21 protein-coding genes are annotated in these 20,032 nt (G+C 49.8%); 5 read left to right on the top strand and 16 right to left on the bottom strand.

All coding sequences use genetic code 11. From position 1 onward, the window contains the following. Positions 1 to 24: 24 nt before the first annotated feature. From wecB to ACYQ15_RS01165, 3 genes are read right to left on the bottom strand one after another with little or no spacing between them, the layout of a single operon-like run. A complete protein-coding gene (gene wecB / locus ACYQ15_RS01175; protein ID WP_459935704.1) occupies positions 25 to 1,152 on the bottom strand; it encodes a non-hydrolyzing UDP-N-acetylglucosamine 2-epimerase in 1,128 nt (375 codons plus the stop codon). Between the two features lie 13 nt (positions 1,153 to 1,165). Next, positions 1,166 to 2,248 carry a polysaccharide biosynthesis protein gene (locus tag ACYQ15_RS01170; protein ID WP_459935703.1) on the bottom strand — a complete coding sequence of 361 codons (1,083 nt, stop codon included), beginning with the start codon at positions 2,246 to 2,248 and terminating at the stop codon, positions 1,166 to 1,168. Continuing rightward, positions 2,238 to 3,122 carry a dTDP-4-dehydrorhamnose reductase family protein gene (locus ACYQ15_RS01165; RefSeq protein WP_459935702.1) on the bottom strand — a complete coding sequence of 295 codons (885 nt, stop codon included), beginning with the start codon at positions 3,120 to 3,122 and terminating at the stop codon, positions 2,238 to 2,240. Before ACYQ15_RS01165 ends, ACYQ15_RS01170 begins: the two co-directional genes overlap by 11 nt. A gap of 113 nt (positions 3,123 to 3,235) precedes the next feature. Here ACYQ15_RS01165 and ACYQ15_RS01160 point away from each other — a divergent pair, with 113 nt between their 5' ends. The 5 genes from ACYQ15_RS01160 (at position 3,236) to ACYQ15_RS01140 (ending at position 8,785) form a co-directional block, all read left to right on the top strand. Further along, the gene (locus ACYQ15_RS01160; protein ID WP_459935701.1) at positions 3,236 to 5,668 is read left to right on the top strand and encodes a PEP-utilizing enzyme; all 2,433 of its coding nucleotides are present in this window, start codon (positions 3,236 to 3,238) and stop codon (positions 5,666 to 5,668) included. Positions 5,669 to 5,673: 5 nt separating this feature from the next. After that, entirely contained in the window at positions 5,674 to 6,309 is a 636-nt protein-coding gene (locus ACYQ15_RS01155; protein WP_459935700.1) for a gamma-glutamyl-gamma-aminobutyrate hydrolase family protein, read from the top strand. A 1-nt stretch (position 6,310) separates the two neighbouring features. Next, on the top strand, positions 6,311 to 7,105 hold the full coding sequence (locus tag ACYQ15_RS01150) for a phosphocholine cytidylyltransferase family protein (RefSeq protein WP_459935699.1): 795 nt from the start codon (positions 6,311 to 6,313) through the stop codon (positions 7,103 to 7,105). A gap of 393 nt (positions 7,106 to 7,498) precedes the next feature. Further along, positions 7,499 to 8,266: a class I SAM-dependent methyltransferase gene (locus tag ACYQ15_RS01145; RefSeq protein WP_459935698.1), complete on the top strand. Its 768-nt coding sequence runs from the start codon at positions 7,499 to 7,501 to the stop codon at positions 8,264 to 8,266. Between the two features lie 3 nt (positions 8,267 to 8,269). Continuing rightward, a complete protein-coding gene (locus ACYQ15_RS01140; protein WP_459935697.1) occupies positions 8,270 to 8,785 on the top strand; it encodes an adenylyl-sulfate kinase in 516 nt (171 codons plus the stop codon). Positions 8,786 to 8,797: 12 nt separating this feature from the next. Here the strand turns inward: ACYQ15_RS01140 and ACYQ15_RS01135 are convergent, their stop codons facing one another. The 13 genes from ACYQ15_RS01135 to asnB all read right to left on the bottom strand — a co-directional run bounded on the left by ACYQ15_RS01135 (position 8,798) and on the right by asnB (position 19,963). Continuing rightward, positions 8,798 to 10,456: a glycosyltransferase family protein gene (locus tag ACYQ15_RS01135; protein ID WP_459935696.1), complete on the bottom strand. Its 1,659-nt coding sequence runs from the start codon at positions 10,454 to 10,456 to the stop codon at positions 8,798 to 8,800. Positions 10,457 to 10,925: 469 nt separating this feature from the next. Beyond that, the gene (locus ACYQ15_RS01130) at positions 10,926 to 12,038 is read right to left on the bottom strand and encodes a hypothetical protein (RefSeq protein ID WP_459935695.1); all 1,113 of its coding nucleotides are present in this window, start codon (positions 12,036 to 12,038) and stop codon (positions 10,926 to 10,928) included. Positions 12,039 to 12,067: 29 nt separating this feature from the next. After that, positions 12,068 to 12,712: a polysaccharide deacetylase WbmS family protein gene (locus ACYQ15_RS01125; protein WP_459939532.1), complete on the bottom strand. Its 645-nt coding sequence runs from the start codon at positions 12,710 to 12,712 to the stop codon at positions 12,068 to 12,070. Positions 12,713 to 13,261: 549 nt separating this feature from the next. Further along, complete coding sequence (locus ACYQ15_RS01120; RefSeq protein WP_459935694.1) at positions 13,262 to 13,852, bottom strand: acyltransferase; 591 nt, start codon at positions 13,850 to 13,852, stop codon at positions 13,262 to 13,264. After that, entirely contained in the window at positions 13,773 to 13,955 is a 183-nt protein-coding gene (locus ACYQ15_RS01115; protein ID WP_459939531.1) for a transposase, read from the bottom strand. The genes ACYQ15_RS01120 and ACYQ15_RS01115 overlap by 80 nt, the downstream gene beginning before the upstream one ends. After that, complete coding sequence (gene tnpA / locus ACYQ15_RS01110) at positions 13,927 to 14,238, bottom strand: IS200/IS605 family transposase (protein ID WP_459935693.1); 312 nt, start codon at positions 14,236 to 14,238, stop codon at positions 13,927 to 13,929. The genes ACYQ15_RS01115 and tnpA overlap by 29 nt, the downstream gene beginning before the upstream one ends. Before the next feature lie 57 nt (positions 14,239 to 14,295). Further along, the gene (locus ACYQ15_RS01105) at positions 14,296 to 14,466 is read right to left on the bottom strand and encodes a hypothetical protein (RefSeq protein WP_459935692.1); all 171 of its coding nucleotides are present in this window, start codon (positions 14,464 to 14,466) and stop codon (positions 14,296 to 14,298) included. Positions 14,467 to 14,555: 89 nt separating this feature from the next. Further along, positions 14,556 to 15,176: a radical SAM protein gene (locus ACYQ15_RS01100; RefSeq protein ID WP_459935691.1), complete on the bottom strand. Its 621-nt coding sequence runs from the start codon at positions 15,174 to 15,176 to the stop codon at positions 14,556 to 14,558. Between the two features lie 127 nt (positions 15,177 to 15,303). Continuing rightward, positions 15,304 to 15,879 (bottom strand): hypothetical protein, encoded by a 576-nt coding sequence (locus ACYQ15_RS01095; protein ID WP_459935690.1) that lies wholly within the window; start codon positions 15,877 to 15,879, stop codon positions 15,304 to 15,306. A gap of 770 nt (positions 15,880 to 16,649) precedes the next feature. Next, positions 16,650 to 16,907 carry a type II toxin-antitoxin system VapC family toxin gene (locus ACYQ15_RS01090; protein ID WP_459935689.1) on the bottom strand — a complete coding sequence of 86 codons (258 nt, stop codon included), beginning with the start codon at positions 16,905 to 16,907 and terminating at the stop codon, positions 16,650 to 16,652. A 135-nt stretch (positions 16,908 to 17,042) separates the two neighbouring features. Next, complete coding sequence (locus tag ACYQ15_RS01085) at positions 17,043 to 17,267, bottom strand: hypothetical protein (protein WP_459935688.1); 225 nt, start codon at positions 17,265 to 17,267, stop codon at positions 17,043 to 17,045. 293 nt (positions 17,268 to 17,560) lie between these two features. Continuing rightward, the gene (locus ACYQ15_RS01080) at positions 17,561 to 17,890 is read right to left on the bottom strand and encodes a DUF4143 domain-containing protein (RefSeq protein WP_459939530.1); all 330 of its coding nucleotides are present in this window, start codon (positions 17,888 to 17,890) and stop codon (positions 17,561 to 17,563) included. A gap of 156 nt (positions 17,891 to 18,046) precedes the next feature. Then, positions 18,047 to 19,963: an asparagine synthase (glutamine-hydrolyzing) gene (gene asnB, locus ACYQ15_RS01075; RefSeq protein WP_459935687.1), complete on the bottom strand. Its 1,917-nt coding sequence runs from the start codon at positions 19,961 to 19,963 to the stop codon at positions 18,047 to 18,049. Positions 19,964 to 20,032: the final 69 nt, after the last annotated feature.

The following is a 20,032-nucleotide window of genomic DNA, read 5'->3' as shown; positions in this document are numbered from 1 at the left end:
TTGCGCACACGCATGTCCATGCTGTCAGACCGATTTTCGCCAACTTGTTCTGTTCACAAAATCCACGTAACTCATAACTATTCGGGCAACTTTTCGTGAAACGTCAGACGGCTCATAGGCAGGAACGAGGCGGAACAAACGTGTTGATCCCGCTTCGTGGTGGCGGACGGCCATTTGCACCGCGCTCTTGACGTGTTCCGGTTCAAGCCCGCTCATGATCACCGAAGCCTCGTCCATGCCCTCGGGGCGTTCATGGGCCTGACGCAACATGACCGCGGGAAAATTGAGCAGGGACGATTCTTCAGTCAAGGTGCCGCTGTCGGAAAGCGTGCACAGAGCGTGCTGCTGCAGACGAATATAGTCAAAGAACCCAAAGGGTTTGTGTTGTTGGACCAAGTCCGAGAGTTTTGCCTCCAGCTTTGCCAAGCGTTGTCTGGTACGTGGATGCACGGAAAAAATCACAGGCAGGTTCCAGGTTGCAACGAGCATGTGCAGGGCATTGATCAGTTTGGCAAGGCTTCCAGCGTCGGTAATATTTTCCTCGCGGTGAGTGCTCCAAACAAAATAGCGTTCCGGTTCCAACCCCAACGTCTGGGGCATGGGCGACGCGGCAATGGCGTCTTGGTAGTACTCCAGGACTTCGCGCATGGGCGACCCTGTGACCATGACGCTGTCCGGGCGAAGCCCCTCGGCAAGAAGGTAGCGCCGGGCATGTTCCGAGTAGGCCAGATTGATGTCGCTCAAGTGGTCAACAATACGCCGGTTGATTTCCTCGGGAACACGCAGATCAAAACAGCGGTTGCCGGCTTCCATGTGAAAAATTGGGATCTTGCGTCTTTTGGCGGGATAGGCGGCAAGGCAGCTGTTGGTATCGCCCAGCAACAACACTGCGTCCGGCCGGAGTTGGTCCAGCAGTGCATCTGTTTTCTCGATCACCCTGGCCACGGTGGTTGCTGGCGTGTCGGCATGGGCTTCCAGAAAATGATCCGGCTTGCGAATACCCATTTCCTCGAAAAAAATGCCATTAAGCTCCCAGTCAAAATTTTGGCCGGTATGGACAAGCACATGGTCGAAAGATGCGTCAAACTCGACGATGACTCTGCTCAGCTTGATTAATTCGGGACGGGTGCCGACAATGGTCACGACGCGCATACCAGGAGGCTCCTCACGCAATGAGTTCCCCGAACCCGAGGGATTCGCGTTTGGGGTCAAAGAGCAGCTGATGTTGCTCGAGCAATGCCCTGGCCGCTTCCAGGCCCAGAACAGCGTTGGCCGAGCTGAACTCGTTGCCCTGAAAAAGCGGCAAACAGTCCGCGGGCATGGCGTGCTCATCGGTGCGCAGTTCAGGCAGCATGGGCTGAATGGCGAAATAGTCGCCTCGTTTTACGGACCGGATGGATTCTTCCTCGGAAATGAGGATCTCATGGATTTTTTCCCCAGGCCGGATCCCTATGGTCTTGATCTCAATATCCAGGTTGCCGATCAAGGCCCGCGCGATGTCCAGAACCGTGGCCGAAGGGGCGATGGGCACGAAAATTTCCCCTGGTCGAGCCTCTTTAAGGGCCGCGAAGACCGTGCTGACCGCTTCGTGGATGGACATCAAGAAGCGGGTCATTTTGGGGATGGTGATGGTCACGGGGCCGCCGTTGCGAATCTGTTCATGGAACAAGGGAATGACCGAACCGCGAGATGCCAGGACGTTGCCGTAGCGTACGCCGAGGAACCGGGTTTCGGTTAAAATGTTCGCAGCAATGAAAATTCTTTCCTGTAACGCCTTGGTAATGCCCATGGCATTAACCGGCTTGCAGGCCTTGTCCGTGGATATGGCCACCACGGTTTCCACGGGAAAGGCGTGTTCGCGGATGGCCCGGACAATGTTGACTGGGCCCTGGCAATTGGTGGCCACGGCCTGCTCGGGAAAGTACTCGCAGGTGGGCACCTGTTTGAGGGCCGCGGCATTGACGACGATGTCCACCCCGCGCAGGGAGGCGCACACGTCATGATACGACCGAACGTCGCCGATGCGGAATTCCAGAATCCGGCGAAAGTTGTCGTAGATCGTTTCGTCCGTGGCCACGGCCTTGTTCTGGTAGGCCATGCGCATGGTGTGCTGCTTGGCCTCGTCGCGTGAGAACACTATGAGCTTGCGAGGCGTTCCGTGCTCGCCGGAAAGCACCCGATGCACGAATGTCTTGCCCATGGAACCGGTACCGCCTGTGACGAGGATGGTTTTATCGTCAAAAAGCATTGCCTGTCTCCTCAAGAAAGGAAAAATATTCGTCGATCATGGTTGGCCAGTCCGGCGCGGTATACGAGCATTTCCTTTCAAAACGCGTACCGTTCAGCGTTCTGTCGATGCAAAAAGACGGGTCAGGAACAATCTCCACCCGCAGCCCCAGCCGCTCTCTCACCAGCACCAGAAGATCGTATTTGCTGATGGGGCTGGCCGCGACATGCCATATTCCTTCCTCAATCGGGCGCTCCGTGATCAGCCTCTGAACAATTTTGGCCATTTCCAGGGTGGTAAAGCCGCTGAACAGTGCGTTGGGAAACCCACGAACAGGCCCCTTTTGGCTCAAGAACCATTCAAACAGGCTTCCGCCGGTACCTGGCAGTTCACGACCGACCAGAGAAGTGCGCAGGGTCAGGCACCCAGCCCCAGACACTTCTCCCAGCAGCTTGCTACGGCCGTACAGGTTCGTTGCATCGGGCAGATCGTCCTCGGTATAGAATCCCCGGCTGCCGGAGAACACGCAATCCGTCGAGAAATGAATCAGCCTGGCACCGATCTGGCCCGCCATGGCTGCCAATTGATGGGGCAGCAAGGAGTTGATGGAAATTGCCGTGACGGCATCGTCGGCCGAAGGGCGCTGCTTGACCACACCCGCGGCATTGACGATCACGTTTGGCAGCCATTGCCGGAGAAGATTGTTCAAGGCGGCAAGATTGCCGCCCGGGCCAAGCATAATATTCTCGACGGTATTCTCTGCGATTAACAGGCCGCCATGGGCGTAATCGTGGCGCGTTCCACGAAGGGTCGCCTTTGTGTCAAAATAACGGCCTAAATACTTGAGGAGCATATGCCCCAGCATGCCGTTGCCGCCGATGATGAGAATGCGCATAGGTAGTGTTTCAAATTAAGATGAGTAAAAGCCTGTGTGGTCCACAATTTGCTGAACTGTGCAAACAGTCAAATCATTCTCAAGTCAAGCACACAACACTTCCGAGGCCGACCATGAACCTGCATTTCGACATGCCCTCCAGTCCGCTGCGTTTTTCCTCCAAGGCCGACACCCTGGCCCACCTGGCCAACCATGAAGACCTGCATGTTCCGCCCGTATTCACCTTGTCCGCGGCCCAGTGGCGGGTTGATCGCTCGTCCGTCCTGGCCTTGGTCGCGGCGACGTTTGCCGGTCGCGGTCTGGCCGTGCGCAGTTCCTGCCGCCGGGAGGACGGACACGACGTTTCCGGGGCCGGGGCGTTCACCTCGGTCCTGGATGTTCCGGCGGACGAGCCGGAACGACTCGCCCAGGCCGTTGAGAGGGTCCTGGCCTCCTATGGCGAGGCGGCCCCGGACGACCAGGTCCTGATCCAGCCCATGGTCCCGGACATCATTGTCAGTGGGGTGATCATGACCCGCGCCCACGGGGACGGTGCCCCCTATTACGTGATCAACTACGACGATTCCGGCAAGCCCGACGCCATCACCGGCGGGGCCACAGCCAGCAAGACCGTGTTCATCTACCGGGGGGCCTCGGAGCAGCATTGCGATTCCCGCCAGTTGCGGGCTTTCCTGGGGCTGGCCCGAAGGGTGGAGGCAATTACCGGCCATGACGAGCTGGACATGGAATTCTGCCTCGACCGTTCAGGCGACCTGCACCTGCTCCAGGTCCGCCCCATTTGCGCCCAGTCCCGCTGGATACCGGACGCGGACCGCGCGGTGCGTTCCAAGATCGATTTCGTGGTCGAGTTCATCTCCCAGCGCATGCGGCCCTGGCCCGGCCTGTACGGCCAGCGGACCATCCTGGGGGTCATGCCGGACTGGAATCCGGCGGAGATGATCGGCACCACTCCGCGCCTTTTGGCCGCCTCTCTGTACCGGGAGCTGATCACCCGCCGGGTCTGGAGCCGGGCCAGGGAGCGCATGGGCTACCGGGCCATGCCCCCGGAGGAGCTGATGGTCCTGGTGGCCGGTCGGCCGTACATCGACGTGCGGGTCAGCTTCAATTCCTTTCTCCCGGACGGGCTGGACCCTGTCACCGGCGAGGCCCTGGTCGCCGCGTGGCTGGACCGGCTCGACGCCCATCCCGAGCTGCACGACAAGGTGGAGTTCGAGGTGTGCCAGACCGCCCTGGACTTCTGCTTTGATCAGCATCTGGACCAGCGCTACCCGGACCTGCTGACCAACGGCCGCCGCGTCGCCTTTCGCTCGGCCCTGCTTGCCTTCACCGCCAAATGCCTGGCCCCGGACCGGAGTTCCTCCCTGGACTGGGCCTTTGACGCCATTCTTGAACTGCGCAACCGCCAGGCCACCCGGCCCCTGCCGGTCGGCCGCGACCAGGGGCGGCCCGCTTCCCCCGGCGTCGGGGAATTGTCGCGCATCGCCCTGCTGGCCGAAGAATGTCGGCATTTTGGCACCCTGCCCTTTTCCATCCTGGCCCGGCACGGCTTCATTGCCGAGTCCCTGCTGCGCACGGCCGAACACCGAGGCGCCCTGGCCCCGGAGCGGCTGGCCGCGTTCAAGGCCTCCATTCGCACTGTTTCCGGGGAGATGTCCAGCGACTTTATGGCCGTATGCCGCCACGCCCTGCTTCCGGAACATTTCCTGGCCCGATACGGCCATCTGCGGCCCGGCAGTTACGACATCCTCTCCCCCCGGTACATGGACCGGGAAGGGCTGTTCGTGGACCCGGAAAATATTGCCCATCCCGAGACGCCCTGCTCCGCCTTTCAGCTCACCCAGGCCGAGCAACAAAATTTCGACCATCTCCTGCGCGAAGCCGGCTTCCTTCAGATCACCCCGGACGATCTGCTGACCTATTCCCGCCGGGCCATTGCCGGACGCGAGCTGGCCAAGTTCGTGTTCACCCGCAACCTTTCGGACATGCTCGAACATCTGGCCGACTGGGCCGCGGGCTTCGGGCTGGACCGCGACGACCTCTCCTATCTGGATATCCGGGATATCGTCGAATGGACGACCCGGGCCCTGCTCCGTCCGCCGCGCCAGCACTTTCAGGAACTGGCGGCCAAGGGCCGGGAACTGTTCGACCTGGGCCGGAGCATCAAGCTGGGGTATCTGATCCGGTCTCCCCGTGACGTGTACGTCGTGCCCCAGCATCGCAGCGCGCCCAACTTCGTGGGCGCGGCCAAAATCGAGGCTCCCATCATCCGCCTCGGCGCTGACAGCTCGTGCGGGATGGACCTGGAAGGACGGATCGTGTGCATTGAAAATGCGGACCCCGGCTTCGACTGGATCTTCACCCGCTCAATCGCCGGACTGGTGACCATGTTCGGCGGCGCCAATTCGCACATGGCCATCCGCTGCGCCGAGTACGGCCTGCCCGCGGCCATCGGCGTGGGCGAGCGCCTCTTCGAGCAACTGCTCCAATCCAGGGCCTGCCTGCTGGACGCCGGAGCCGGCGTGCTCCAACCCCTGGCCGAGTGCTGAGCCCCATGACAACGCATCGCTTCCCCCGCATCGCCGTGACCATGCGCGTGGTCCAGGCCAAGGGCTATTCCGAGCGCCGGGACGCCCTGGCCCAGGATTGGGGGAAATTTCTGGCCAAGGCCCTGCCGGACGCGGCCTGGCTGCCCGTGCCGAACATCGGCCGGGCCGCCCTGGACATGGTCCGGGACTTCGGCCTGGACGGCCTGATCCTGACCGGCGGCGAGGAACACGGGGTCTCTCCGGAACGGGATGCCACCGAGGCCGCGCTGCTGGACTGGGCACTGGAAGCCTCCTTGCCCGTACTCGGGGTCTGCCGGGGCGCGCAAATCATCAACCTGCATTTGGGCGGCGGCGTGTCCGAAGCTCAGGACTCGGCTCATGCGGCCGCCCATGTCGCCGTTCGTCACGACGTTGTCCTGGCGGGCAGCCGCATCCAGGTCAATTCCTATCACCGCCGCGTCATCGCCGCCGCGGACCTGGCTCCCGGGCTTGCGGTCCTGGCCCGGGCCGAAGACCAGACCATCGAGGCCTTTCACATGCCGGACAAGCCCGTCCTGGGACTGCTCTGGCACCCGGAACGTGAAGCCGACCCCGCGCCCCACGATCTTGACCTTTTACGCAACCTGTTCCGAGGTCCATGACATGCCCTCCACCGTCGCCGTTATCCTTGCCGCCGGCCGCGGCTCGCGCATGAACCAGTTGACCCAGGACCGGCCCAAATGCCTGACCCCTCTGGCCGGACGCCCCTTGCTCTTCTGGCAGTTGGACGCCCTGGCCCGGGCCGGGATCGCACCGGTCCTGGCGGTCACCGGCTACCTGGAACACGTCTTGCGGCCTTCCGCGTTGAACCTCCGACCGGACGCCTTCAGCACCGCGCACAACGAGCGTTGGTCCGTAACCAACATGCTGGCCAGCCTGTTTTGCGCCGAACCCTGGATCCAGGATCATTTCTCCCAGGGCGCGCAACAGGTGCTGATCTCCTATGCCGACATCACGTATCATCCACGTCATCTGGCAGCCCTGGCCGCGTGCAGGGAAAGCATCGCCGTATCCTACGATCTGCTCTGGGAACCGCTTTGGAGACTGCGCTTTGGCGACCCCTTGCTGGACGCGGAAACCTTCCGGGCCGAAAACGGCCGACTTCTGGAAATCGGGGCCAGGCCCCAATCCCTGGATCAGGTCCAGGGGCAGTACATGGGGCTGATCAAAGTCACGCCCGCGGGCTGGGCCGCCCTGACCCGCCATACCCCGCAACCAGGTCCTGAACGCGACCGCATGGACATGACCGGCCTGCTCCGCCGCCTGCTCGCGGCAAACGTTCCCATCGGCGCGGTGGCCGTGCGGGGCAAATGGTGCGAGGTGGACAATCAGGAAGACCTGCGGGCCTATGAGCGGATGTTGGAAGGCAAGGGTTGGTCGCATGACTGGCGGGAATGAAGTTCCAAGACCAAGATCACAATCCTGAACACAAACCATGGGATGGTTCAGAACCTGTTGACACTTTCGAAATTGAACCGCCCGCTTCGCTCAGGACGCAAAGGTCGCCAAGAAAAGATTTTGGCTTCCGCTGGAAAGATGCGGAAGCCAAGAGACTCGCCGCCTATCGACGATATTGATTCCTCCCGACAGATCGGGGCAATGCTTTTGGAAAGCTGCTTTTTCCCTGCTTTCCAAAGTCTATTCCTTGGCGTACTCCGTGCCTTAAGCGACCAACGGGAGCGGGCGGTTCGATTCTTCATCCGACGGATAAAACAATTCTTTCTCCCGAAAAAGTGTCAACCAGTTTTTCCGTGAAAATGAACCATCCCCAAACCATTCGAGGAGATTTTGATGCAACACGGAGACTTTACTGAACTTGCCGACAACTATGCCAAGTACCGCCCGGGATATTCGCCATTTGTTCTGGACGCCCTGCTCGGTCTTTGCCCCATTGCCCCACATCAGCTTGAAGGCGCGGACGTCGGTGCCGGGACAGGCATCTGGACACGTCAAATGGCGGAACGGGGTGTGCGTATGTCCGCTGTCGAGCCCAATGAAGCCATGCGGAGTGAAGGCGTCAGGCAGAACGGAACGCATTCAATTGCTTGGCACAAAGGAACCGCTGAACAGACCGGCTTGCCTTCGAATTCATTTGATATCGCCTCTATGGCCTCCTCATTCCATTGGCCGGATTTTGATGCCGCTGTCATGGAGTTTGACCGCATCCTGAAACCGGAAGGACTTTTTATTGCGCTCTGGAACACACGACGTTTTGAATCCAATCCGCTCTTGCTCAGAATAGAGGAAAAGCTCAAAGAGCTGGTGCCGGATTTGAAAAGAGTTTCTTCAGGCCGTTCGGAATTCTGCGATGGATTATTGGACAGGTTGAAAGCGCGGTCTGAATTTTCCGACGTGTTGCACCTCGAAGCGCGACATGTCGAGGAGCAGACTCCGGAACGCTATCTGGGCCTCTGGAAATCTGTCAATGATGTCCGCGTGCAGGCCGGTGAAAAAAGGTTCTCCATGTTTCTTGACTACATCAGAAATGAAACGGCTGAACTCAAGGCCATCCAGGCGGAATACGTGACCAGGGCCTGGATTGCTCGAAAAAAGGGCTGAAACATGGAGAAACAGCCCACCAATCCCGGCCGCGTGATCTGGATCACCGGCCTTTCCGGCGCGGGCAAGACCACCCTGGCCAAGACCCTGCTCCCTCACCTGCCTAGCCCCGCCGTGCTTCTGGACGGGGACGAACTGCGCTCGGCCCTGGGCATGGCCGGGACCGGTTTCGATAGAGACAGCAGGCTGAACCTGGCCTTAAGCTACGCCCGTCTGGCCCGGCTCTTGGCAGTGCAAGGTCTGACCGTGGTGGTGGCCACCATCAGCCTGTTCCATTCCGTGCATGACTGGAATCGGGCCAACCAGCCGAACTATCTGGAAGTCTGGCTGGACGTGCCGGAAGCGGAATGCCGCCGCCGCGACCCGAAGGGCCTGTATGCCGCGCAACAGGCGGACAGTCAGCCCATGGCTTGCGAAGAGACCGCGGAATTTCCTCGATGCGCGGATGTTGTTTTTCGGTATGAACGAGGAAGAGATTTGGCAGTTATGATCAATTGCATTCAAAAAAAGCTCGCGTAACAACAATAAATTTTATCTCGAGATATATGATAATTTCTTGATGTCAAAAATTTCCAACAAAAATTTTGAATATATATCATGAATATCAGCACCATCATCTTCGATACAAACTAACTTCGTATAAAAATAATTATTATTACTTAATTCATTACTGAAAAAACCGACAGATGGCACATCTTGGAAGATTTCAGAGAAAATGTCGGACACCATTGTTCTTGGGTATGTAACATTGACTATGATATCAATTTTTTTTTCTTTACAAAACTTTATAATAATATTTTTATAATGATCAGATTTTAACAGCATATGCTCATCAAAAGGAAATAAGTTGTTGATATATGGATTATTTGAATATTGATCAACATATTTTTCATTGCATAACATTGAAACATCACATTTTTTAATTTTTTTTCTTAAATTATATGGTATATTTAGACTAGAATGTGAATTGCCATGATCAGAGTCATTAATAATTAAAACCTTTGAAATGTGGTTTATAGAAAAATTTTTATTTTTTTCCGTGCTAAATAGTGCATAGCGATTGTCTTCAAAAATGAAATCTAATTCGTGAAATGGATAATTCCAGGCAACCTGTCTTAATGAGTGCTTGTCGACTATCAGATGTGAAACATTACATCTTTCAATAATCGGCCACCATTTTTTTTTTATAAAAGGATAATCTTCATATAAAAAATTGCAGATATTATCGTCTAAGATTCCTTGTTGCCAATGACATATCTTCAACTCAGGAATTCGTGACAAAACTTCCTCTGCTAAACGTGTTGGAATTCCCAATACTACTGTTTCACTAGGGACAAAAGAATATTTAGCTTTATCTAAAAATATAGACAAGTCGTCGCAGACGTAAGAGTTCGAATATAAATCATTATACTTGGTAAAAAAAACAACAGATAGAGTATAGAATACCATAATAAATGCAGAAAAAATTAAAAAAGAGGGCGGAATTTCAAAAAACAAAAAAATCAATGGATACATAAAATACATTGTGTAATCTATATAACGATAGCATTCACCCAAAAAAAGAGTTGCCCGAAAAGAAGTTAGCAGATAAATTATATGTGAAGCTATAATTATCGAAAAAATTTGATATAATGATATTATCCTTGTTTCAAATAAAATAGCTGATACAAAAATTAATAAAATTAAAGGATACATGAATAACAAACGCGCAGGGTCACGTGTAAGTAGAATAACAATTTTCTCTTTATTTGTTTTAGATTTTGAATATAGCTTAAATACGTCTCCTATATGTCTAATCCCTAAATAGATATTATACCTATTTTTATTATAATACCATCTTAAATGATTTATCTGGTCCCTAAAGCTATTATAAATATTTTGAGGAGATAACAAAAAGGCAACGACGAATACCAAAAGAACGAAGCCTATCCCTTTTAATGAAAAAACCAAAAATGAAAATAACAAAAAAACAAACAAAACAACTTGCCGAGAAAACTTTGATGTGTATATTGCTATGATACACATTATAAAGCTAATTAATAACAACCAAATATCGCCCATCAATACCCAAATTACAAAAGTTACATAGGCCAAACTAGTTAAAGATTTAGATAAATATCGTTCTGATAGCTTTATATAATTTGCATCATCATTTTCGAAAATAAAATTTGCTGGCGAAAACAGGAACATTGTCAAGATTGCGTACAAGTAATTGTAATCCAATATATTATTTCTATACAAAAGAAACATTACTATAAAAAAATAGCATGATGAGAAAATTAAAAAAGCAATAGCGCTTGGAAGCCATTGATAATTCCTGACAATCTCTGTAGAAAAAAAACAACACAATCTATGAAATAGTACAGGATAATTCAATTTCCTATCATGAAAAATATAACGTTCTAAGCGATCAATTTTTTTATTATGCTTTAGTTCATAAAATATATTGTAATGAGCTGCTGAATCGCCTTTAAATCCAACAAAAAAATAATTTCTATAATAATAAATAGAAATGAATCGTACAAAAATTAATGCAACAAAAAAATATAGATAAAATATTAATAACATAATCTCTCTCTAAAAATGCAACAAAAAATATTATTCAATAAAAAAAAGGCAAAAATTTATACTAAAAATAGTTCGAAACAACAATAATTACTTACGAAACGAATGCAGTTAATGCATTAATTTTTCCATAATTATATGAAGAGTAATTATTAAACAATTCCCTTCTTTTATTAAGCAAATACATATCAAACCAGTCTTTTATAATCGGAAAAACTGGCGCAAAAGTTTCATATTTTTTCCATAAATTTGAAAACCCACAATTGAAATCTTTTACTGTAGGCATTTTAATTAAATCATCAATTATATTCGAATTAAAAAAATCGTTTGCGATTTCCAGCTCACTACCCGTCAAAGAATAATTACGATTGTCAATGGTTGTATCAACCCTTCCCTTTGTAAGAAAAGAGAGAGACGATCCAGCGTATAGCAGTTCATTTCCTGTCTCGTCAGACGGCACAAATGTTGTATCTTTTTCGAGGCAGTCATCATACTTAATTCCAAGAAATTTTGATACCTCAACCATTGATTCTCTTCGCTTCAATCCCTTGATATGTTCGAAAAGAACCGGATAATATTTTTCACCATGTGCATACTCATAGCTTGCAACAATCCACGAAAAGATGGAACGCAGCAGCTCTTTTTGGATGGCTTCCTTTTTTAACACATGGTGTGCTGGTTCTGATATATTATACAAATGAAAAACCAACATATTCTTTTTTGAAGCCAACATATCTAGCGGAGATCGAATAGTGGTTAGAATTTTGGCGTCACAGCCACTTAAAAAAGCAGATGAGCCTAGAATGAAGGAGTGATCGTCATGAAGGCAGTAGTATTGATCTGAAGGCACGTCCCTATTCTCAATATTTCGATGAAGATATTCCACAGATTTTAACAGATCATAAGATTTCTCTAGTTTGAAATTATTACAATCGTACTCAGGAATTTCTGAAATTCTTCTTGTCTCTATATTTGACCATCTAGTCGTACTTGACACATTAATCGGAACAGTCGTTTTTGATTTTAGTGTTCCTATTGGGTTTGTATTATTTTGACAAGGCAACAAAGGGTAGCCAAACGGCGGAGAGCATATAAACTGAATGCGATATCTTGGAAAATAAATTTCATTATGTCCATAAAGTAGCTGATATAAAAGGCTTGTCCCCGTCCTGGACATGGAATTTATAAAGAGAAATTTGTTATTCATTTTGAGTATCTTCTAATAATCAAGGAAACCTAATTTGCAGCCCTGAGAAGCTCTTGAAGCGCGTTTTTCGCACCAAATGAATTGTGATTAACGTGATCTAGCAATAATTTGTATTTTTTTTGGAAATGCCGTGTTTTTTCATACCTATCAAGATTTTCGGTATTAAGAAAGACGTGAATAGGGTGAAAATCTGCAACTATTATAGGTATGGTATCTTGATTGCTTTTGATCCAGTCATGACCGGACCAATGATTAATGCACTCGACGTCATCTTCAAAAATATGTGGCACTCGGAGCAGTTTGCTGTTCCAATGTAAAAAAGGCTTGGGTTTGAGGTGGGCAGGAAGCAGTAGGTTGCATTCGTGGGTGAGACCAAAATCTCCAAATGCTTGCAATATAACGGAACTTTGCGTCAACGAGTGGGAACGTACCGATGTAGCCTCCGGTACTATTTCCAGGGACTTTTCAATCACCTCTTTGATATTTTTTCCGTACCGGAAGTCACCTGATAGCAGAAAGTTGAAATTAGGGTGTATTCCAAGTTCAAAATTGGGATTGGATCGCAACCGAGAAAGTAACGGCGTATCATGGGTGACGAACCATGTCGCCGCAACATTCGCCTGCTCGATAAGTTTTATGGCATATTCAAGGATATCGTCATGAGCCCAGTCGATGTCAAAAGTAAGAAAAATTTTATCTTTCCAACTTTCCTTGAAATCGAGATTTATTTTTGATACTAAGCTATTTTTTTTTTCATGTTCATCTATTGTATAATATCAAACGACCTAGAGATATTCGGAAAATATATCCGTATATTCCATTATCAGGTATTCATAACAATCATTGTCTAAACTTGATAACTTGATTGATTCAAGGATATTGTTTGCATCTATACTGTATCCAATGGAGCGAAAATAATCCGCGTGTTTGCTTGGTATCGGTTTCCGCTTGATCCATCATGACCGCTACCATCAATATTTACAGCATAAATAAATTTACCTTCTCCTTTAGGTTTTGCATATACATGTGAGTGTTTAATGGTTCGTGTGGTAATATTTTCAGGATCAACTCTGTATGAATTCTTTGTACCTGGAATCAATTTTTAAATTTCATATTCACACAGCTGAAGCTGCTCAAATATGATTTTCGTTTGATCATGACTCATTACGGAATTAAGAAAATTTTTAAAAAGAACCATGTTTTTCTCTTATCTTTCAATTGTATTACAAAAAAGTACTATCCAATGTACCATAAATTTTGCACGGAGTTCCATATGCCTTTGAACCAGATGGTAAATTCTGCAAGACCAGGCTGTTAGCACCGACAATGCAACAATCTTCGATTTTCACGCCTTTGGATATGACCGTATTCGGGCCAATATAACAATTATCGCCGATTGCTGTCGACGCGTAGTCGTACCCGCTCTTACCCCCGGATACAGCCCACTGGATAGTGTCATGGCTGTAAATTTGGACCCCGGCGGAAATGGAGCAGTTGTCCCCGATGGTTAGCCCACCGGTACCGTCCAGGATTGCATGCGGACCAATCCAGGTGTTCTTCCCCACTGTGACATCACTAAAAACCAGGGCACTGTCATAGATGGACGTGCCCTCTCCAAACCCAAGTAATCGGGCTTTTTCCCAGCGATCAACTATATATTCGCCAAAGGGCAGAGTGCGCTTCCATCGTTCATTGACATGCTTCCTGCGCTCAAGCCAGAGCTGTTCCAAAAGATCAAGCACCCGGTCTACGTGCCCAGGATCCCCCCCCAATAATTCTTTTAAGCTCTTTTCCGCTGACGTCTCTTTGCTCATACGTAGCCTCATATATTTTTTTATCAGAGTCTAAGCCAACGGTGTCGACACAATAGCCTCGAGCCCAAAAATGGTTACCCCAATAGGGTTTTTTGTTTGAGATACCTGAACTTGTTGAATATGCGAATTGCCGTACGCCCCTTGAGTATACCTACCACGTCAGATATCGACTCCTTCGGAGGCACCATAGTCAGCAGATGAACATGATCAGGCTGAACATTCAGTTCAAGGATCTCGCACTTTAGCTGGGAGCAAAATGTCCGAATGCAATTTTCTACCTCTGTGCCTACAGCCCCAGTCAACACCCGATATCGGTACTTCGGGGTCCACACGATATGGTATTGGCAAAACCAGATCGTGTGAGATAGCTTGTAAAAACGTCCCATGCTTACTCCTTCGTTCCAGTTGTGGGGTTAACGGAACTCCGGGGTAGCATGGAATGTTCAACTGGCATAGCCGTTGAACTCTGACCCGGTCCAGAGGACCGGGATTTCTACAATACAATTAAATTTAAATAACTTTTTTGCCAATTGTCCCCAAAACCTGTAAAAATCATACCATTTGCATATGCCAAAGCCGCCATTTTGCTCATCGGGAGCCTTTTCCGTTGCCATACAAGCTTCAAATCAGAATCATATACACGAATTGCAGATCCATAAAGTTAATGCCTAAACATCATATATCGAAATTCAGTATTGAAAATTTAACTTCTGAATCCGTGAATACTTTTCTCTGAGCCAAGGGTCATAAACACTTTGTGCCACTCCTTTAGTTCCTCTACGCCAAGATATTTTGTAGGCAAATGAGGATGACTCTCTGAAAAAAGTTGACGTTTTTCAAGGTAAATATCAATTTCAAAATCATTTTTATCAATCAATCCTTCGCCTAATGCTAGATCAAAGACAGGCGTTCCAGGTAACGGACGCAGTAGTTGGCAGCTTGTCGTGGCAAAATTATATTTAGCGAGGATCTCATAAGTTTTACGTAAAGATTCATGGTTATCCTCAGGCATACCGATTAGCACATTTATAAGAGGTGCAATTCCAATATGTTGCATGACTTTAACAACTTCATCAAGCTTTTTAAAATCATTCTTTTTTTTCATAGAACCAAGAACTCGAGTACATCCACTTTCTACTCCAACATTAACCGCGTCGATTCCAAGCCTTGCACAAAGTGGCAGAATATCGATACAATTATATATATCATCAACTCTTCCAAGCGTACGAATAGATCGCTTTTTTTGAGCATATTTAGACAATTCTTCAAGAAAACTTTCAAGCCATTTTCGACTCTGAAACAAATTAGTATGAAAAAGTTCCATCCCCCCTTACCACAGCGAAATTTCTGCAGCAAGAATTTTATGGTTTTTGTAGTAAGTTTTTGTTTGGCGTAGCTCACAGAATGTACACAAATGAGGGCATCCATATCCAGCTGAAAATGTACGTTGCTTACGATAATATTCCATAGTACGATACTTTTTTTTCTCTTACTATCTTCGGAGCCATTAAAAAAGAGAATTGTCCATGGTACTCTGGCCATGCGTTGATATCTTTATCATGGATAACTGGTGATCCACTCCAGGATTTACCTTTGAACCATTCTGCTACCAAAAGCACCTCCATGGCAGCAAGTGTATCTCGAGCTTGAACTGCAACATCTGCAGGAGCATACTTCTTCATCAACATATCAATATATCCAGAGTTGCGAGTTACCAAAACAATACGTGTACCCTTTTTGCGAACTTTTTCAGAAAAACCTATCAAATCAAATAACTCACCTATGTTATTGGGGAATGATATGAACAGCAGGAGAACATCATTTTCTGCGAAATCGTCAATTTTTTGTTTTGAAAGCGGGTAATCAAGTTCCTTAAAAAAACAATTTCCCATCATTTTCTCAAGATAACAAAATGTTGTAACGATATCCGCAGAAAAAAGGGCCGATTTGTTCTCGAGGCCGTGGTGCACTTGAGAACAACAAGGCTCCACGAACATATTGTAGGGCTTGCAGACAAAAATCTTCATAAACCTCCCTCATAACTGTCCATTTCTAGTCTTGGTCTCTGAAACAAGCAAACGCTTGTCTTTATTCATCTTGATCCCCCCAAAAAGGCCTATTTTGACCCCTTACAAAGAACTTTTGTTACCCAAAAGACTGTTTTCTGGATACAAGCATTGAATATAATTCGACAAAAGTCAAAAATCACTGGAGTTCAATTGAAAGTTCATAGCTCCTAGCTGGTGGCTGGTGGTTCAAAGCTGAAAGCTGGTGGCTGATAGATCGTAGATCATACCGTTGGGTATGGCTTGCCTGCTTAGAGGTTTTTGTGAGGCTTCAGCAAAATTTAGACCGAACCTTTTTAGGTAAGCGGGAAGAGGAAAGGGGGAAGGAATTGCGCTAAGGGGTAAAAGAAGGGGCATGCGTAAGAGCTGAAAGTTGATAGCTGGTGGCTGGTGGCTCATAGTTGGTGGCTGGTGGCTCATAGTTGGTGGCTGGTGGCTCATAGTTGGTGGCTGGTGGCTCATAGTTGGTAGCTCGTGGCTCGTAGCTCATAGTTCGTAGCGAATGTGGCCATGGGGCAAGGGGTAAGGGGCAAGCGTCCAGGTAGTAACTGTCATTGGTTTGACTGTGAGCTCATGGCTGCAGGTACTTGATGGCTAAAAGCGCCAAGCTGAAAGTTGATAGGGGTGGCGGCACGTAGCTCGTAGCTAAAAGCTTGAAAGCGTATAAGTTTAGAGCACCGAGCTGAAAGGTCAAAGATCACCCAGGGCGTCTTCGACCTTGTCATATGCCACTACACCGATACCAGAGTCTCCTTTATCTCTTGATATTCAGAGAACTTGGTGTCAGCGCTTACGAGTCGTGCTTCATGATTGATGGAGGTTGCAATTATGATGCGATCCTGGGGATCTTTGTGATATTCAGGCAACGCAGCGACAAGGCCGGCAATCACACAGGAAACCGGCAGACTGATAATTTGCGCATCCTCAGTCGCTTGAGTTATCCACTCCTGAACAGGGATTTCCAGATGAATTCTCCCATGTTCGTACAACCATGTCACCTCAAAGCATGAAATGCAGAAATCGCGACAAGTTCCGTCTGCTCAATCAGCTTTACGATTTCCATCGGGAGCCGCTGGGATGTCTGGTTGATCCACCATATCCGATGTGCGTGTCCAAGATGAGCATCAGGAAATACCCCAGTCTTCACAAGGAGTTGAAGAAAAAATGTCACCTTTTTCCAACATCACCCCTTTGAGTTTTTCAGGCGGGCGTCTCTTTTTGACTGGTTGCGAATCCTCCTGAAGAGGAAACAGGACAATTAATTCAACTTGTTGCATTGGCTTAAAAGTCGGTAAATTTATGAGCCTGCCCGTTTTATCAGTAAAGGTCGTTATTTTCTGTGCTTGCATCAACTCTCTCCTGAAAATACTAAACTTGTGTCGTCCAAGCTGCTGCCATATATTTCTAACAATTGATAATACTTAAAAATTGCTGACGTGAATTGGTAGCTCATAGCTCATGGCTGCTGGTACTTGACGGATGGCTAAAAGCGTAAGTTCTGAAAACTCAAAGCGTCAAGCTGACAACTGAAAGTTGATGGCTGGTAGCTGACAGCTGGTTGCTCGGAGTTGATAGCTCATGGAGAATGCGACAAGGTAGAATCTCAAATTCGTGATGCAGTTGCAAACTGCAACCAACACTTTCAATTTGCAAAAAAATGGACAACCCTGTTTCGCAACTCGCCAATATCGATGACTGGCCAGACCTCCCAGGACGATCTACGCTGCGCCTTTTGGCCGCCGAAAATAACCATCCCCCCCTTGATGCGCTCCCCCGCCACTCCGGCAAATCGATCAAGCCCCTTGAAATAGTCTCTGCTCACGGTCTGTCCGGCCTTGATTTCGACCAGGACAAGGTCATGTCCGCTCTCCATGACCACGTCCACCTCGTTGCCCGCGCTATCGCGATAAAAGGAAAGTCTGGGGCGAACCCCTTGATGATAATGCTGCTTGAAGAGTTCAGCCACGACCACAAGGGACAAGGTTGAGTCTCAAATCCGCGATGCAGGTGCAAATTGCAATCGGGATTTCCAATTTGCAAAAAGTCAACCGCCAAATCATAAGATATTGTCCTGGTGTCACGGGACTGCCTCCATTTTGATTCAGGCAGTTGAAAAAAATGGGCTGACTCAATTTGGTAGGTACTGATCAAGCCAGTGTTCAAGATTCAGCAAGGACCAGATCAACAGACGGCGGTTCTTTTTGCCTTCGAGATGTTCAAGGATCAGCGGCCTGACGGCATTCCCGTCCAGGTACTCATAGATCCGGGCGTTGCGCTTGACGAGTTGATTGCTCACATAGGCGATGGATTCGCCTTTGAACCAGGAGGCATCCGGCGCGGAAAAGCCCTGCTTGACCGACTGGGTGACGGAATCCGGCACGTACCTGGACATAGCCTTGCGCAACAACAGTTTGCCGTCGCGCGTCCTCTGAAAATATTTTTTCCCCTTGTCCGGCTCGTTCTCGTTGATCCGCACAACCTCCCGCAGGTTGCCGAGCTTGAATTTGACCGGCAGGCGCATGGCAAAGTCCACCAGGTCGTTGTCCAGAAACGGGACCCGGCTTTCCAAACCGTGGGCCATGGAAAGCTTGTCCTCCACCACCAGCAAACCGTGCAGAAACGTCCTGGCCTCGAAATACAGGGAATGGTTCACGTAGTCCTCGGGGCGGACCAGCTGGCGCGCTCTGCGTTTGAAGACCTCCTCGAAGAGGTCCCTGGTCCAGACGTGCTTGACCTGGTCCCAGACGGGCCGGAACACGGCCTGGATTTCCCGGTTGGAAATCAGTCGCTGCCAAAAAAGATAGTATTTGTCGATGTAATTCTGAAAGTCGCTGTTCACCACGGCCCGATAATAGCGCCACGGATATCCGCCAAAAAGTTCATCTCCTCCGGTTCCGGCCAGGACCACCTTGCCGAATTTTGCCGCCAGGCCGGAGATATAGAAGTTGGGGTAGCTCTGGCCCACCCGGGGCTCTTCCACATGCCACGCCAGACGCGGCAGGCAACGCTCCATATCCCCGGCCTTGAGCACGATTTCATAGTGCTCAGTTTTAAACAGATAGGACATGAATTCTGCTTTTTCGCGTTCATCAAATCCCAGCTCCAAGCCGGAGGCCGAGGTCAGGTCGAAGCCGCAGGTAAAGGACTTGATGTAGGCGATATGCTGGGCCGCGATGGCGGTAATGGCCCCGGAATCCATGCCTCCAGAAAGATAGGCGTTGACCTCCACATCACTGACCAGCTGACGCTGCACGGCTTGCCGGAAAAGCCGGTCCAACTCCTCCAGGTATTCTTCTTCGGAGTGCTGGTGTTCGGGCTCCTGAAAGTCATAGTCCCAGTATTGGGTGAAGGGGGAAGGGGCAGAGCTGGTGGCTCGTGGCTCGTGGCTGGTGGCTGGTGGCTGGTGGCTCAAAGGGATGGTGGCGTGAGAACCGGGGGGGAAGAGTTTGATGTCTTTGAGCAGGGTCCGGTCGGTGAACAGGTTTTGGAAGGTGAAGTATTCCAGGAGGGCTTCGAGGTCGATTTCTCGCTGGAGCCCAGGGTAGGTCAGAATGGCCTTTTGCTCCGAGGCGAACAGGAACGTGTTGTTGTGGAGCGTGTAATACAGGGGTTTGATGCCGTAGCGGTCCCTGGCCAGAAAAAGCTCTCTTTTGGCACGATCCCATATGACCAGGGCGAACATGCCGTTGAAGCGTTCCACGCAGGACGCGCCCCACTGGGCATAGGCATGGAGCAGGACCTCGGTGTCGGTGCGGGAGCGGAAGCAGTGGCCGAGGCTTTCCAGTTCCACGCGCAGTTCCTGGAAGTTGTACACCTCGCCGTTGAACACGATGGTGAAACGGCCGTCCGGCGTCTGCATGGGCTGCCGGCCCAAAGTCGAAAGGTCCAGGATGGACAGGCGTCGGTGACCCAGACCCAGGGGGCCGTCGATGAACGCGCCTTCCCCGTCCGGGCCGCGGTGGGCAATGGCGTCCGACATGCGCTGGATGAGCACTGGAGAGGCCGGAGCGCCGTCAAGATGGAAGATGCCGCAGATGCCGCACATTTTTATTTTAGCTCGTAGTTGGTGGCTCGTAGCTCGTAGTTGGTAGTTCGTAGCTCGTAGTTGGTAGTT

Source organism: Desulfonatronum parangueonense (assembly GCF_054656975.1).
The sequence above is the reverse complement of the archived record's forward strand: the minus strand, read 5'-3'. Positions and strand labels throughout refer to the sequence as shown.